Here is a 15,799-nt window from a genome sequence, read left to right on the forward strand (position 1 = left end):
AAGATTGTTTCTTTATCTTATCTATATAAGATAAGAATATATAGGATATTGATATCTAGACGTATTTAGTTTATAGATTTTTTTATCGTTCAGTTTCTTCGTTTTTTAGTTTAATAGGATATTTGTTTTTTCTATTGCATTGAATATTTAAGAAAATCTATTTAAGTGTACTATATTATTTTATAGGTAGCTCTACTAACTGCCAAGTCCACTAATGACCTATAGCGTTCGTTGTTTATGTTTTCTCAATGGGTATACATGGATGTCTTGAATAAAATTAAATAGTGTTTTGTTAAGTTTGATTAGGAGACAATTACATATTATATTCTAGGTAAGATATTAGTTAAGAAGCATAGAGTCTGGAGAAAAACAATAATAATAGTATACCTATGAATTTATATTCTTTAGGAAAGCCAGAGCATTATAGTACGATAACAAGATTATTTCTTTTTTATATTTATGGTAAGATCAGTAGAGTTATATTAAACAATATTGAATGGTGTGTCTAAAACGCAGAATGATAGAAAAATGATTAAACTAATGTGTTTCAATATGCCATGATTATATCATGTCATATAATATGATGATTAGAATGAAATTATTAATGTAATGTGAATTAAAGTAGCATGTTAAGTATAATTAAAATTTTTATTTTCGTCATAGTTATTAACAGGTAACTTGAAAGTTTTCGTTATTACTTTTGATTATACTAAATCTCAGGGTTTTAATAAATATAAAAGGATTATATAAAATTATTTTTAATTTAGTCATCAGATGACGTATTGTTGGTATCAATTGTTACATTTCGGATTTTATTAAGAAATTAGTAATAAATAGTAATTAGATAAGTGAATCATTTTAGAGAAAGATTATAAAATTTTTTTAAATATTTATTCTATATATAAAATCTAGTTAGGTCTATTGTGTTTTATAACAATAGAATAAATTATTATACTCTAAGATTATTATACTCTAAGAATTGATGTGTTTCTTATCAAATAAGAAGTTGTCTATATTACTTATGTAGAATGGGTTATTTAATGATCTTTAATACTATACTAATAGTCCGTTGGGGGGGGGGTGAGTTACTTGTGTTCTGTATATCATATTGTTAATAAACAAGATAACTTTGATTAGTTTTTAATTTTCGATATTAAAGTATATTATATAGTATATAGTATTTGAGGTTATAGAAACAACTAATTATAGATGTTAGATTTTTTAACCGTATATTATTTATAGGTAATATTATTAGAGAATGATCTACATTACCAGATGATTGATTCGCCTGTAAGATACAAGATAAATATATTAAAAAATAATTTATAGATTATGTTTGTCGGTTGATTGTTGTTTAAAAAGTAGTTATTTGATATTTTTTACATTTATTTGCATGCGTTTTAATTTTTTCATTTATTAACTTATATAAGTTATTTTATGTGTATAATGTGATTTGTTTGTAATTATCATTGATAATTTTTTTCTAGATTCTGCCGTGTATATTTTTTTAGTATTCGGTAGAATATTAGAATAATTTAATATATAGCGTCTTATGTGCATCTTTCTTTATATTTTAAATTGAGACCAGGCAAGAGTATAGAAGTTAAAGTGATAGTGATAGTTAATAAACAAATTTTATATTAATTATAATTTAAAAATTAGAATATAGATTATTTTTTTCATATATTGATCCGTGATATATAATTATTATAATGTATAGTTTTATAGATAGGGTTATATTAAAAGATTCTATTGTAGTTTTTTAAACAGTATGTAGATTTCTTTAAATCATCAATGCACATAAGTTCAAGTTTCAGTTATTTTCTTGATTATATTTGATCACCACGCCGATAAGATACTAAATCTTGAATAGTCATGACTGGCATATGATGTTGATTAGCAAAGGAAATTACTTCTATAGTTCGCGCCATGGAGCCGTCATCATTAGTAAGTTCACATAATACACCTGCGGGTTTGCAACCTGCTAGTGTGACTAAGTCAATAGTAGCTTCAGTGTGTCCGCAACGAGTTAAGACACCACCGGGCTGAGCACGTAAAGGAAAAACATGTCCAGGTCGATTTAGATCACTTGGTTGTGCGTTATCAGCAATAGCTGTTCGAATAGTAGTTAAACGATCGAAAGCAGATACTCCAGTTGTGACACCATGTGCTGCTTCAATAGTAACGGTAAAAGCAGTGCCATAAGTACTGGTATTATTTTCTACCATCATAGGAAGATCAAGTTGTTTGAGGCGTTTCTCATTAAGACATAAACAGACAATACCACTTCCATATCGTATAACCATGGCCATCTGTTCTACAGTCATTTTTTCTGCAGCAAAAACCATATCTCCTTCGTTTTCACGAAGCTCATCATCTAAGACCATTACACCGCGACCTGAGTATAGCGCTTGAATGGCTTGACGTACACGTTGTGTAGGTGTGCCAAATCTAGAAAGTAAAAACTGAGTCATAGTAAAAACCTTTGTGAATAGTGAGATGACTTGAACCAAGATCATTGCGGATAATTTATGTAGTGAAAAATCATAGGGAATATTGAGATTCTTAGTATGACTCTTAGAAATTTTATTAGATGCTTTTTTATTTATTCTAAAATAATAAATTTATTATTTTATAGAATAAATCAAGTATTCTTAATTTTTGAGAATAATTTAATGATTTATCTATTTTTAAGTATCATCTGGTGATCATAGCTCTGAAAATGAAACAGAGCAATGGAGAAAATATTATAAAGTCTATTTACTGTGATATGCATTATTCATTAAGTATAATTCTAAGATACTATTAGAGAGGTGAGGTAAGCATTATCTTAATTGAGTCTAGATTTTATATGTTCTATTGTATTGAGCTATTCTAATATAACACTTCAATCGTGTCATTTGATGTGTATTGTATAGGTTTATTGTGAATAATATTTCTTTGTGAGGAAATAATATAAAAATAATAATTTGATTTTCATTTTACTGGTTTAGTTCGATTGTGTATGGTAAAGAAGATTAGATTAAAATCTAGATAGATTTATGATAGTTTATTCTCGATGATTAAGTTTGGATAGTATGTTAGAATCAACTACAGAGATTACAATATGAATAGATATTTAACATAATTCTTTAAGTCAAGGGTTCTTATTTTCATAAGAATAAATTATAAACCAACTTTATAGTTAAAATGAGGTTATAGTTTGTAATATCAGTTTTTTTATTGATTTTTTGACAAGCATAAAATTTTCTTTACATGTCTTTTGTTGATGTTTATAGTACAGTTAGTTTGGAGGAGTGGCCGAGTGGCTGAAGGCACCGGTCTTGAAAACCGGAAACGGGCAACTGTTCCAGAGTTCGAATCTCTGCTCCTCCGCCACTACATGTAGTTTATGATTAAAAAAATCAAAATTTACTTTATATAATATAAGAGGAGTAAACTGAAGTAATTATAGTTCATATTTTTTTAAAGACTGAAATCGGAATAATTTTATTTATTATTATACATAGACAGCATGTATTTATTTAATTTATTGTATGTAATTATTTTGGAATGAGAGGATAGATTATCTAAAAAAATAGTGATAGTGTAACATGCAATTGGATTTAGATTAATATTACAGATTTTTTCAGTTTTATATGAAAAAGAATAATATATTATTGTTTTATTATTACTTATCATTACTATGAATATCAATTCGTTCATATTCTTGCAGTGAACGTATGGTAATTTATAGAAGAATCTATACATGAAATAAAATTTCTAGCTAGATAGATTGAGTAAGATTAACTATATATTTTCACATAAGGCTAAATTGGAATGTAGCTCCTTTTATTTTGATAGATTTAACGTATATAATTATTGCAATTTTATTGATTGCATGAATTATTATTTTCTTTTATCTGAATCTTCAATATAAAAATTTTTTATCTCTTAAATAGATAAAATATTAAATGGTTGATAATTATTTTATATGCCTCCTCTGTGTAAGAATAGGTTTGTTATTAATTTATATTAATATGGAAAATTATGTCTATTTTAAATCTATTACATTTTCCCGATGATCGTCTCCGTTTTTCTGCGAAGAAGGTACTAAACGTAGATAATCATACTCATCGTATTATTGATGATATGTTTGATACCATGTACGCAAATATGGGTATTGGACTGGCTGCCACACAAGTTAATATTCACCAGTGTATTGTTGTTATTGATATATCTGCAAATCGAAGTTCACAACTGGTGTTAATTAATCCGAAGATTTTAGAAAAGAGTTCTGAAGTAATGACAGAGGAAGGTTGTTTATCTGTTCCCGATCAAAGAGCTCAGATATTGCGTTTTAATAAGGTAAAAATTAGGGCACTAGACCGTAGTGGTCAAAGCTATGAATTGGAAGCAAGTAGTTTGCTAGCTATTTGTATTCAACATGAATTAGATCATCTTATAGGAAGATTGTTTATTGATTATTTATCTCCTATAAAGCGTTATCGTATTCGTCAAAGATTGGAAAAAATTTATCGTCAACAGTCACATATTTAGTTTATTCGGTGTAGAGAGGGGTTGTTTTATTATGCTACGTATCATGTTTGCTGGTACCCCTGATTTTGCTGTTCGTCATCTGTCTGCGCTTCTTTCTTCTGGAAAAGAAATTGTCTGTGTTTTAACTAAGCCAGATAAAGCATCTGGTCGAGGGAAAAAGATGACTATTAATTCCGTTAAACAGTTAGCAGAGAAAAATAAAATACCTATTTTACAACTAGAATCTCTAAATAGTCCGGAGGCTCAGGAATTAATTTCTTCATTTAACTTCAATATTATGATTGTTGTTGCTTATGGTCTAATATTGCCTAAAAGTATTTTAGAAGTACCAAGTTTTGGTTGTATTAATGTACATGCTTCATTATTACCATCATGGCGCGGGGCTGCACCTATTCAGCGTTCATTATGTTTTGGTGATAGAGAAACCGGAGTTACTATTATACGCATGAATGATAAATTAGATGCTGGGGATATTTTATATCAACAAGTATGTCCTATTGAGTCGTGTGATACTACTGCTACACTAGCTAATAAATTAGCTAATTTAGGAGTCACTAGTTTGCTCAAAACATTAGACATGTTAGAAAGAAAAACTGATAGGGCTTGGAAACAAGATGAAACACGGGTTAGTTACGCCAGTAAAATAAGAGTAGAAGAAGCTCGTCTTAATTGGTCAGAATCTGCTACAAAGTTAGAGAGATGCATCCGTGCTTTTAACCCATGGCCTGGTAGCTACTTTCTGGTTAACAACACGTTGATAAAAGTATGGAGGGCTTCTGTTTTTCCATCTGTAAGTGGTTATTTAACGGGTCAGATTATAAGAGCGGATAAAAATGGTATTCAAGTTATGTCTTCTGATGGCATTCTTAACTTAGAAGAATTACAAATTTCTGGCAAAAAGATTATACAAGCCCAGGACTTACTTAATTCTCGTTATAAATTTTTTATTCCTGGAAGTGTCATTATTTAATATTAAGATGAATGAATGTGGTAATCTTATATTTTTACAAGGAAATTTTGTTCTTTAGAAAATCGCATGGTTCTTTTTTAATTTTATATTTTTAAATTATCTAAAATTTTTTATCAAATATAAAAAATAGGATTTATATAGAATTTTTTTAAGAAAATATTATTTATTAACCATTAATAAGTGGGTTGAAATAGATAAAGATCGTTTTATGATCTTGAGGATCATTCTTTATATGTTTTTGTTTTTTATTATTAATGTGGTTACTATTTATTGTTAATGGAGTTTTATCTTTTTAGTGATGTTGTGAGAATTTTTCTTTATTACAAATAGATAACTCATTATTAGTTTGTTATCTATAAGGGTTTTGAGATAAAAAACTAGAGTCCATGTACCACGATTAATTTTTTATCATATATTATTTATATAATTAAATATGTTTTAATGGTTATTAAAAGAATCGACTGTAATTTTAGAGTTTGATTGAAATTTTTTTAGATAAGAACCAAGTTAGATTATTGAACTATATTAGTTTATAGAAGATAATAAACTATATATTAGATTAATAGGGATAGTAAAACTAAATTTAGATATGATGGATTATATATAAAATATATTATGTATTTAATAGAAATATTAAATCAGTGTGTTCAATATTATTAAATATAATGTTTTTTTAAGTAAATAACCTGCCGTAATGATTAGTTATTTTATCTTGTCTCTCATGATATGCAAAAAATGTCGATAAGAAATTATTCAGTATAATTAGTTATATTGGTATGGATTATTTTGAGTTTAGTTCGTTTTATTATGACCTAGTTAGAAATTAAGGTTAAATTTTTATTTCTTAATAAATATGAGATAACATTGCTTAGAGAACTTGATTTCTTTATAATTTAATTGAATATAATATTTCAATATTTTGAGTTTTTTATAATCAACATATAGTTTTTCCATAAATTTTCTATATCAGATTAGAATTTAATGAGAACTGAACAATGGCAAGTTTATTTTTCTATATTTTAAGAAAAATATTTGATTTATTATATCAAAGTAGATATCGCATCTCCAGGATAATTCATACTGTATTATAGATTTGAACATAATATATGTTAACTCATCTTCTTTAAAGAAATATTTTAATAATTTAACTTCTAGATTAATGAGTTAATAAAAAATATAAGCAAACCTTTTTAGTACAAATACAGTTAATTAGAACTCTGAATTCTTTGATGTAGGATTTCAATCTATATAGATTGAATAATCACCAGAATGACTAGTAGAAAGATCTAGTCTAGTTAAAAAAACTAAATTTGATTACTCTAAACTCATGTAATTACTCACATATAGAGGTCAAATGATCATAAGTTAAAATACAAATATAGGATGATTATTGAAATTTTTTGCATAACAAAAGCACTACTAAGAATTGTGTCTTTGGATGACTGAGATAAGATTTGAGTGAGTTTCTGGTGGAGTTCAGACGTATGTCTGAAGGCTATATATCTTTGTTTTATCTATTCTTATTATGATTTTTAGATTAAAAGTATTTAGTGTTTTATGGATAGAACGAAACAAGTTTTTTGTATTGGTAGTGTATTTTCACTAATATAAATATTATTATGTTAGTATACATTATATATAGATTTTTTTATAGGGAAGAAATATTCTGATGACTAAAATTGTCTTTATATAGCGGAAAGGAATCAACTATAATGTTTACATATTTTTTTTAATTTTCTAATTTTAATTAATTAATATTTCACCATTTATTCTGATGATCTGAATTTTGTACAAGTCTGTGTTCTGATAACGGTATTAAGAGTAATTTACAATTTATGTATCAAAAGGATACCAAGAATATTGCTTTATTTCCGCTGTATAGTTTAATTTTTTATATTTTTATGAGTAAAAGGTATGCATTAGTAGTTATGATATATAATATTTGTGGTAACTAAAAATTTTTCCCTGTCATTGCTGAACTTTACAAAATAATTGCATTAATTTTATTTCTCTATTTAGGGAGAAAATCTAAGATATAAGGTGTTATATTTCTATCATAGAGCGTTGACGTTTATAACCTAGCATGATCTAAAAAGATAGAAAGTTAAAATATATAGTCATGTCTTAGTTATATTAATAATTATTCTTAGCTTAAGAATAAAGCTTGTGCCAAGACTTTGCAAGTCATAGAGATTAAGACAGAATTAAGTATTGATACAATATTAATATTATTGGGTTATCCAGGCTAGTTATGCACAGTACATCATGAAGATATTGAGATGACTGGTTTAAGTTTTTTAGTTATTTTCATGGAATCATAAGAATTCGGTGTGTATGTTAAACTAGATTTTTTATAGTGACAAAATTTTTATATATATTATGAATTCATATTTTAGTATACTCGGAGTAATGATCAACTGTGTTATTTTATCATTTCAAGAAAATTTATAATTGTTTTAACAGAGATCATTCTTTTTTTATAAATTATCTTGTATCTAAGTTTTAGAGAAACAATAATTAATATTATATTAATATATTATACTTTATTATAGGTAAATTAATTGTACTTTATAACTATATCTAGTTAATTAATGATTTTATTTTATCTCTAAAAGAGATTTTGATTATATTTGATTTTGTATTTAATGGTTTAAAATATATTTCTGAAATATTTTCATATATACAATTAAGATGATTTATCTTTTTATATTTTATCTCTTCACAAGAGATAATCTGTAAAATTATTATTTTTTGAAATAATTTTATTTAAATAATAAATCATCGGTATTGTGTACCCTCTTTAAGAGACGATGAAGGTCATTAATTTTTAGAATAACAATATAGTGAGTAATACTTTTATTTTGATACTCATCGAATATCATAGATTCTTCGATGAAGACAACGGGACTTAAGTCCCGTTGAATGTGCATAGGGTCGCAGTGTGACCTGTATGGTGCGATGGGTATTAGAATTGATAGATTAAACCAACGCCTACGGTATCATCAGTATTAATTTGTGCTTTACTAGTAAAGTCATTTTTATCCAATAGATTGATTTTGTAATCTACGTAGGTTAATAGTTTAGAATTAAAATTATAGTAGGTAGCTAAATCAATGTATTTATATAAATCTTGTTTTCCTAATTTACTAATTTTTTTTCCGATGGATTGAAGGTAGGCCAAGGATGGTCGAAGTCCGCAGTTAGACTTATATTGTGCAACTGCTTCAAATTTCTGTTCTTTGTCAACCATTCCTTCGTTTTTAGTAGACTCAGTCGTAGTTTTAATATAAGTGTTATTGCGAGTTTCACCATACATTGCTGCTATATAAACATTATGTGCGTCATACTTCATTGCCGTTGCCCAAGTTTCAGCAGTTTTTTTACCATTAGCAAAGTATGCTGCTTCTTGATCTTTTGTTCGATCTGCATGTGTGTAAGCCGCAGATATTGCTACTCCGACTGGAGTAGCATAGGTTATAGAACTACCCATACCACTTCCATTTTCTGTACGAATTCCATGAGAATGTGTATTATTATTATTTTTTCTTTGATACTGCAGGGCAATATCTAAACCGTCAAGTAAGCCAAAAAGATTACTGTTTCGGTAGGTGACAAGATCATTAGATCGACCAACCATTCCATTATCAGAATAAGCAGAGTTACCGCCGGATGATGGTAGGATGTTGGTCCATGATAAAGGGTCGTAACCTACTCCATAGTTACGACCATAGTCAATCGTGCCATAATTAGAGAATTTTACACCAGCAAACCCAAGACGTGTTTGAGATCCTGATGTAGCGTCTGTTTCAGGAAGATTGGTTTGAATATTATATTCCCATTGTCCGTAACTTGTTAGAAAATCGTTTATTTGACTTTCTCCTTTAAACCCAAAACGAAGATAAGAGTTATCATTGTCATCGTTTAGATTTTTAGAGAATTGATGACCTAAATTAATAGTACCGTATAGATTGATTTTATTACCATCTTTATTATAGATTTCTTCAGCGTTAGCGGCCCCTGCTGCAAGCAGGGCTGGTAGCACTACTGCAAAAATTTTGTTTTTCATCATTTTATTAACCTCATTGGAGTGATTGTCTAGATACCTGATAGCTCATTCTGTCGACAATAATTTTTTACATGATTTTCGGGAAGTTTAGCCCCTTATTTTTCTCTATCCATGGAGATCTTATCATTGGTATCTAGATTAATCTAGTCTGAAAATAACGCTAATCTTTTATTTTAGCAAAAAAATAACATTAAGGATAAAACTATTATGTATCATAGTTGTATTTAAGTTTTGAAAATAAAATTAAAAATTTTAAAAATAGTGTATTACGTGATTTTAGGAATTATATATATTATCAGATCTTTATATGTTTTATATTATTGATTACTTTAGAAGTCTATATGACGCGGTGTTCGTGGAAAAGCAATCACGTCCCTAACATTATTAATACCACTAATATAAGAAATTAAGCGTTCGAAACCTAGTCCAAATCCAGAGTGTGGCACGGTACCGTAACGGCGTAGATCGCGATACCACCAATAATCCTCTTTATTCATGTCTCTTTCTAGTAATTGTTGATCTAAGATTTCAAGACGCTCTTCTCGTTGAGATCCGCCAATAATTTCTCCTATCCCTGGAGCTAGAATATCCATAGCTGCTACGGTTAGTTGATCTTGATTCATCCGCATATAAAAAGCTTTAATATTTTTAGGATAGTTCTTTATTACTACTGGTGATTGACAATGATGGTCAGTAATATATCGCTCATGCTCTGATGATAGATCTGAGCCCCACTGAACAGGGTGGTTGAATTTTTTTCCCGAGGTGAGTAAAATTTTTATGGCCTCAGAATAATCCATGTGTATAAAATCGGTTGTGATTAAATTATTTAATCGGAGTATTAAATTCTTTTCTGTATATTGAGCTAGGAAGCATAAATCTTCAGAATGTTTAGCAAGTATAGTAGTACAGATATATTTCATCATAGATTCAGCTAAGGCTGCTATTTCTTCTAGATTAAAAAAAGCCACTTCAGGTTCTAGCATCCAGAATTCTGCTAGATGTCGACTAGTGTTTGATTTTTCTGCTCTAAAGGTAGGGCCGAAAGTATAAATTTTTGAGATAGCACTGGCATAAGCTTCAGCGTTTAATTGTCCAGAGACTGTTAGGAATGCTTCTTGTCCAAAGAAGTCCATGTTGTAGTTCACTTTTCCATCTTGTGTACGGGGTAGATTCTCCATATCTAGAGTAGAGACACGAAACATATCTCCAGCTCCTTCACTATTTGCAGAGGTAATAAGTGGTGTGGATACCCAGAAAAATCCTTGTTCATTTAAAAAGTGATGTATAGAGTATGCTGCGGTATGTCGTATGCGTGCTATCGCGCCAATTAAGTTAGTACGTGGTCGGAGGTGGGCCATTTCACGTAAATATTCAATACTATGAGCTTTTGAGGACATTGGGTAACTATCTGGATTTTCTACCAATCCTATTACCTTTATATTGATAGCTTGAATTTCAAAATCCTGACCTTTTCCTTGTGACTCTATCACTTTTCCTTTGACTTCTAATGAGCAACCAGCAGTGAGATTTAGCATTTCATATTCTTTTTGATTTGCAACAATCTGGATTGTATTAAAGCAGGAGCCATCATAAAGAGAAATGAAGGAAATACCGGTTTTTAATTTTCTTTGAGTACGAACCCAGCCTCGAATAGTTACTTCTTTTTCTATGGAAAACTTCTCGTGTAGGAGATCAGATATAGATATAACATTCATATGAGCCTCTAAACATTTATCTCAATATAAATAAGATGGATTAGCCTACATTTTATGCTATCGTGTATTACTGATCAGTAGGAGGTGTGTATATCACTTTATTTTGTAAATATTGAATGAAAAATAATTTGATATTGTCATATTATTAATGTTTGAGTGTACTTGGATTTTTTTTAGTATATTTAATGGATTTTACATGAATTACTGCACTAACATTTATGTTAATAAACTAAATATACGATATTAAAACATTTTTGTTGAATTTAGTAATTTCTTATTTACTGATTAGAATAGTTTTTGAGTTTACTTTATGTTAATGTATTTAAGAGTATAACCATAATACATATTTAGTATTGTATAGTAAAATATAACTATAGAGTTCAGCTATAATTGGACATCAAGACAAGATCATCAGATCTCTTAGTTAAGAGTATTTTGAACAAGTATGTTATATGTTCATGTAAGATTCTAATCTTAGAGATTTGCTGATTCATGCAATATAAATCACAATGAACAGATGTGCTTATCAGATCTATTATACTTGTATTTCATTTTCTTATGGAAATAGAAATAAACTTTATTTTTTCCTTCTTTAAGTTTTTTATTTTAAAATGATAGAAAAATATGATAATCTTATATTAAAGATTTAATCTTTAATAACAGTTTTTAAAAAATGAATGATTTAACAATAGAGTTATTTTTATATAATAGTGAAAGATTATTTTTTATCAATTTTCTTTAAGTTGAGTGTTCTGTATAATTGCGTTGATTTTATACAAAGAATATGTAGTTAGTATGTTATTTAATATATCATTATGTGAATTTTTATTAATAAAAAATATTAACTAACGTACAGATCAGTGATTATCGCAATCTACACTGTGCATTTATGTTCTGGTTGTACTATGTTTGTGGAAACATCCTTTGTCGCACTGCTTCAAAGAGACAAATACCAGTTGCCACTGATAGATTAAGCGCAGGAGTTTTTCCCATCATGGGAATATTAATTAATTCATTACAGTGTTCTAGTGTTAGACGGCGAATTCCCTTTTCCTCTCCTCCCATCACTAATGACAGACGTCCAGTCATGTTGCTTTGGTATAAATTTTTTTGAGCTTTTTCAGTGGCTCCGATAATCCAAATATTTTCTTTCTGTAAAGTTTTCATTATCCGAGCTAAATTGGTAACACGAATTAAAGGTATGTACTCATTTGCGCCACTTGCAGCTTTTTTTGCTGCAGCATTTAATGGTGCTGTGCGATCTTTTGGTATAATTATAGCATGAATACCGGCAGAATGGGCACTTCGTATACAAGCACCTAGATTATGTGGATCAGTAACACCATCTAAGATCAGAAAAAATGGATTTTTTAAATTAGTTATTAGATTTTTAAGGTCATCTTCTTTATAGAGAAGATCTTTTTGTGTAAATGCCATAATACCTTGATGCGCCCCTCCTCTGGATTGAATATCCAGCTGATTTTTATTGACTTTTATAATTATAATATTATGAGATTGAAGTCGTTGGATTAAAGTTTTAATACGATGATCTGTACGTGTTATATTGATTAATACTTTTTCAATATGTGTAGGTTTCTGTTCAAGAAGAGCATGAATTGCGTGAACACCAAAAACAATTGGACTCATATTGGACCTTTTAATAATATTAAAGATAATTAAAATATTAAGAATTTGTTTTAATTTAAATAATGGTGATGAGGAATTTATAATTTTTTTTTAAAATTTTAGCGGATATTTGTTGTCACTTCTCTTATGTCAGCGATAAGAAAGTTCGTCAATTATTTTCAGGAATGAACAGGATGATGGGTTGAAATTTCTAGTCTTTGAGAGGATTTTACTGCCCATAAGGTTAGCTCGTAGGTTGATTTGTATTAAAAAGATATAACATTAGAGATAGCTGGATGTTTTTAAGCTAATAACTTAGCTGGTTTTTTTAGAAGGTACTTCTTTTATAGATAAGGAAGGACAACGTCGTCTTTTAGTTTTAATTATTTTTTTAGTTTTAGGCTTATCAAGGTCAACATCTGTTAGAGATAATCTGTCATTATTAGAGACAAGCGAAAAATGGATCTTGCGTTCTTCGAGATGTACAGAATCAATGCGAACCTCCACTTGATCGCCTAGACGATAAGTTATATGACTGCATTCGCCTATTAATCGTTGTCCGATTGAATCAAAACGGTATTGGTCATTCTTTAGTGTGGAAATATGTACTAATCCATCAATAAATAGGTTACTAAGTCGAACAAAGAATCCAAAATTTGTTACTGTTGAGATAACTCCATTAAATATTTCCCCTATTCGATCTTTTATAAAATCACACTTAAGCCAATCTATTACATCACGCGTAGCTTCATCGGCTCGTCTTTCTGTCATAGAACAGTGCTGACCAAATTGTAGCATTTGTGATATGGTATAATGGTAACCGCCAGTTTGTGTGTTTTGATTTTTTAATTTATCCGTGTTTTTTGATAATACATATTTAATTGAACGATGCATGAGAAGATCAGGATAACGTCGGATTGGCGAGGTAAAATGTGCATAAGATTTTAGTGCTAAGCCAAAATGTCCACGATTTTCTGAGTCGTATACTGCTTGTTTCATAGAACGTAAAAGTAAACTCTGAATCATTTCATAATCTGAACGTCCTCTGATTTTTTTAAGTAAATATGCATAATCCAGTGGCTCTGGTTTCTCACCACCAAGCAAGGTTAATCCTAATTCATTTAGGATTGAGCGAAAACTTTTAATATTATCATCTATTGGTCGGTCATGATCTCGAAATAATGTTGGTTCATTATGTTTTTCCACAAAAAGTGCAGATGCAATATTTGCAAGAATCATACATTCTTCAATGAGTTTATGTGCATCATTACGCATGGTCTTTTCAACACGCTTAATACGATAATTGGCATTAAAAATAAATTTTGGTTCTTCCATTTCCAGCGAAATTCCACCACGTTGTTCCCTGGCTTTCTCTAGTTGGACATATAGATTATGCAATGTTTCTAAATTTTTTATGATTGGTTTATATTTCTTTCTTAGTGGTTGGTCACCTTGTAAAATTCTCCAAACTGTATTATAGGTTAGTTGAGCAAAAGAGCGCATGATTGCCTCGTAATGTTTATAACCCAATAAACTTCCATGTGAGGAAATTGTCATTTCACATACCACACAAAGCCGATCCACTTTTGGATTCAGTGAGCATAAATTATTAGAAAGCACCTCTGGTAACATCGGAATTACTTGTGACGGGAAATACACTGAGGTTCCACGATTGATTGCTTCTTTATCTAGAAGAGTCCCGGGTCGCACGTAATAACTAACATCAGCAATAGCTACCCATAATCGCCATCCTCCTTCTTTTTGGGCTCTACAAAATACTGCGTCATCAAAGTCAGACGCATCGTCTCCATCGATTGTCACTAATGGAAGAGTTCGAAGATCAACACGCCCATTTTTAGGGTCTATCGGTATTATTGTATTTATTTTTTTTGCTTCTTCTTTGACTTCACTGGACCATTTATGTGGAAGATTATGTACTCGAAGAGCAATATTAATAGCCATATTTGTGTCTATTCGATTACCAAGTACTTCAATTATTTCTCCAAGAGCTGGATTACGACGACTAGGGCGTTCCGTTAATAGCACAACTACTATTGAGCCAATATTTATCTTTCTTTGTTTTTTTTCCTGGATTAGAATATGGAAACCAAGACGATTATCGTTTGGTATAACAAAATCTCCTGTGGTGTTACTTAAGTAACGTCCTACAATATGGTCATTGCGAGGCTCAATAATACGAACTACACATGCTTCAAAACGTCCTTTTCGATTAACACCCATTTCTTGTGCAAGAATAATATCTCCATGTAGACACGTTTTCATTTGTTCGCTAGATAGGTATAAATCATCTTGTCTTCCTAAGACCCTCAAGAAACCAAAACCATCTCGATGTCCAATGACTCTTCCTCTGATTAAGAGGTTCACGTGTTGTGGAACAGCATACCCACTCCGTGGAGTAAACATTAGTTGCCCATCGCGCTCCATTGCTCTTAATCGTCTGCGAAGTGCTGCCGTTTTTTCTTCTCCACTAATTCCTAAGTCTTGTGCAAGCTCTTCGCGTCGGGTTGGTTGTGTGCGTTGCTTGATATTACTTAGGATATACTCACGGCTAGGAATAGGATGTTCATATTTTTTAGTTTCTCGCTCCTCAAAGGGATCGTGTGGCATTTGGGTTTTCTCCGGTTCTTTTGATAAATTATGGCCATGTATTGTTTCAGTATAATATGGTAAAGTGGATGTTTATTTTTAATAAAAAATCAAGAAACATGGCTCTGATCTATTTTAGAACACTTTTCATTATCTTAGCACTATTTGATTGTAAGAAAGAACTTAGGGCTATATGGATAGACAATCAGTATTGAGTTTATGAATCCGAGCATCTTAGCTTCTTCTATAATGAATTTTTTAGGTAAAAGGAGA

General features: G+C 29.7%; 8 protein-coding genes and 1 tRNA gene. 3 read left to right on the forward strand and 6 right to left on the reverse strand.

The features are described from left to right. Window positions 1-1,829: 1,829 nt before the first annotated feature. Window positions 1,830-2,474 (reverse strand): 3,4-dihydroxy-2-butanone-4-phosphate synthase, encoded by a 645-nt coding sequence (gene ribB / locus HACICURV3402_RS00460; RefSeq protein WP_157992419.1) that lies wholly within the window; start codon window positions 2,472-2,474, stop codon window positions 1,830-1,832. An 816-nt stretch (window positions 2,475-3,290) separates the two neighbouring features. Between ribB and HACICURV3402_RS00465 the strand changes: the two genes are divergently transcribed. From HACICURV3402_RS00465 to fmt, 3 genes are all read left to right on the forward strand, one after another. After that, window positions 3,291-3,378, forward strand: a tRNA-Ser gene (locus tag HACICURV3402_RS00465). Window positions 3,379-4,029: 651 nt separating this feature from the next. After that, window positions 4,030-4,539, forward strand: a complete 510-nt coding sequence (gene def, locus HACICURV3402_RS00470) for a peptide deformylase (protein ID WP_157992420.1) — start codon at window positions 4,030-4,032, stop codon at window positions 4,537-4,539. 31 nt (window positions 4,540-4,570) lie between these two features. Beyond that, entirely contained in the window at window positions 4,571-5,509 is a 939-nt protein-coding gene (gene fmt, locus HACICURV3402_RS00475) for a methionyl-tRNA formyltransferase (protein WP_157992421.1), read from the forward strand. 2,762 nt (window positions 5,510-8,271) lie between these two features. Here the strand turns inward: fmt and HACICURV3402_RS00480 are convergent. From HACICURV3402_RS00480 to rnr, 5 genes are all read right to left on the reverse strand, one after another. Next, window positions 8,272-8,439, reverse strand: coding sequence for a hypothetical protein (locus HACICURV3402_RS00480; RefSeq protein ID WP_157992422.1), 168 nt, complete (start codon window positions 8,437-8,439; stop codon window positions 8,272-8,274). 35 nt (window positions 8,440-8,474) lie between these two features. Then, a complete protein-coding gene (locus HACICURV3402_RS00485) occupies window positions 8,475-9,578 on the reverse strand; it encodes a porin (RefSeq protein WP_269472376.1) in 1,104 nt (367 codons plus the stop codon). A 326-nt stretch (window positions 9,579-9,904) separates the two neighbouring features. Further along, window positions 9,905-11,293, reverse strand: coding sequence for an asparagine--tRNA ligase (asnS, locus tag HACICURV3402_RS00490; protein ID WP_157992423.1), 1,389 nt, complete (start codon window positions 11,291-11,293; stop codon window positions 9,905-9,907). Between the two features lie 903 nt (window positions 11,294-12,196). Beyond that, window positions 12,197-12,940, reverse strand: coding sequence for a 23S rRNA (guanosine(2251)-2'-O)-methyltransferase RlmB (gene rlmB / locus HACICURV3402_RS00495; RefSeq protein WP_157992424.1), 744 nt, complete (start codon window positions 12,938-12,940; stop codon window positions 12,197-12,199). A gap of 294 nt (window positions 12,941-13,234) precedes the next feature. Continuing rightward, on the reverse strand, window positions 13,235-15,547 hold the full coding sequence (rnr, locus tag HACICURV3402_RS00500) for a ribonuclease R (protein WP_157992425.1): 2,313 nt from the start codon (window positions 15,545-15,547) through the stop codon (window positions 13,235-13,237). Window positions 15,548-15,799: the final 252 nt, after the last annotated feature.

Origin of the sequence: Candidatus Erwinia haradaeae, assembly GCF_900698925.1 — a bacterium.
Lineage (GTDB): Bacteria > Pseudomonadota > Gammaproteobacteria > Enterobacterales > Enterobacteriaceae > Erwinia_E > Erwinia_E haradaeae_I.

Excerpts from the sequence above, each read along its gene's own strand:
- ribB (WP_157992419.1), bottom strand. The coding sequence starts at position 2,474 with ATGACTCAGTTTTTACTTTCTAGATTTGGCACACCTACACAACGTGTA.
- rlmB (WP_157992424.1), bottom strand. The coding sequence starts at position 12,940 with ATGAGTCCAATTGTTTTTGGTGTTCACGCAATTCATGCTCTTCTTGAA.
- asnS (WP_157992423.1), bottom strand. The coding sequence starts at position 11,293 with ATGAATGTTATATCTATATCTGATCTCCTACACGAGAAGTTTTCCATA.
- HACICURV3402_RS00485 (WP_269472376.1), bottom strand. The coding sequence starts at position 9,578 with ATGATGAAAAACAAAATTTTTGCAGTAGTGCTACCAGCCCTGCTTGCA.
- rnr (WP_157992425.1), bottom strand. The coding sequence starts at position 15,547 with ATGCCACACGATCCCTTTGAGGAGCGAGAAACTAAAAAATATGAACAT.
- fmt (WP_157992421.1), top strand. The coding sequence starts at position 4,571 with ATGCTACGTATCATGTTTGCTGGTACCCCTGATTTTGCTGTTCGTCAT.
- HACICURV3402_RS00480 (WP_157992422.1), bottom strand. The coding sequence starts at position 8,439 with ATGCACATTCAACGGGACTTAAGTCCCGTTGTCTTCATCGAAGAATCT.
- def (WP_157992420.1), top strand. The coding sequence starts at position 4,030 with ATGTCTATTTTAAATCTATTACATTTTCCCGATGATCGTCTCCGTTTT.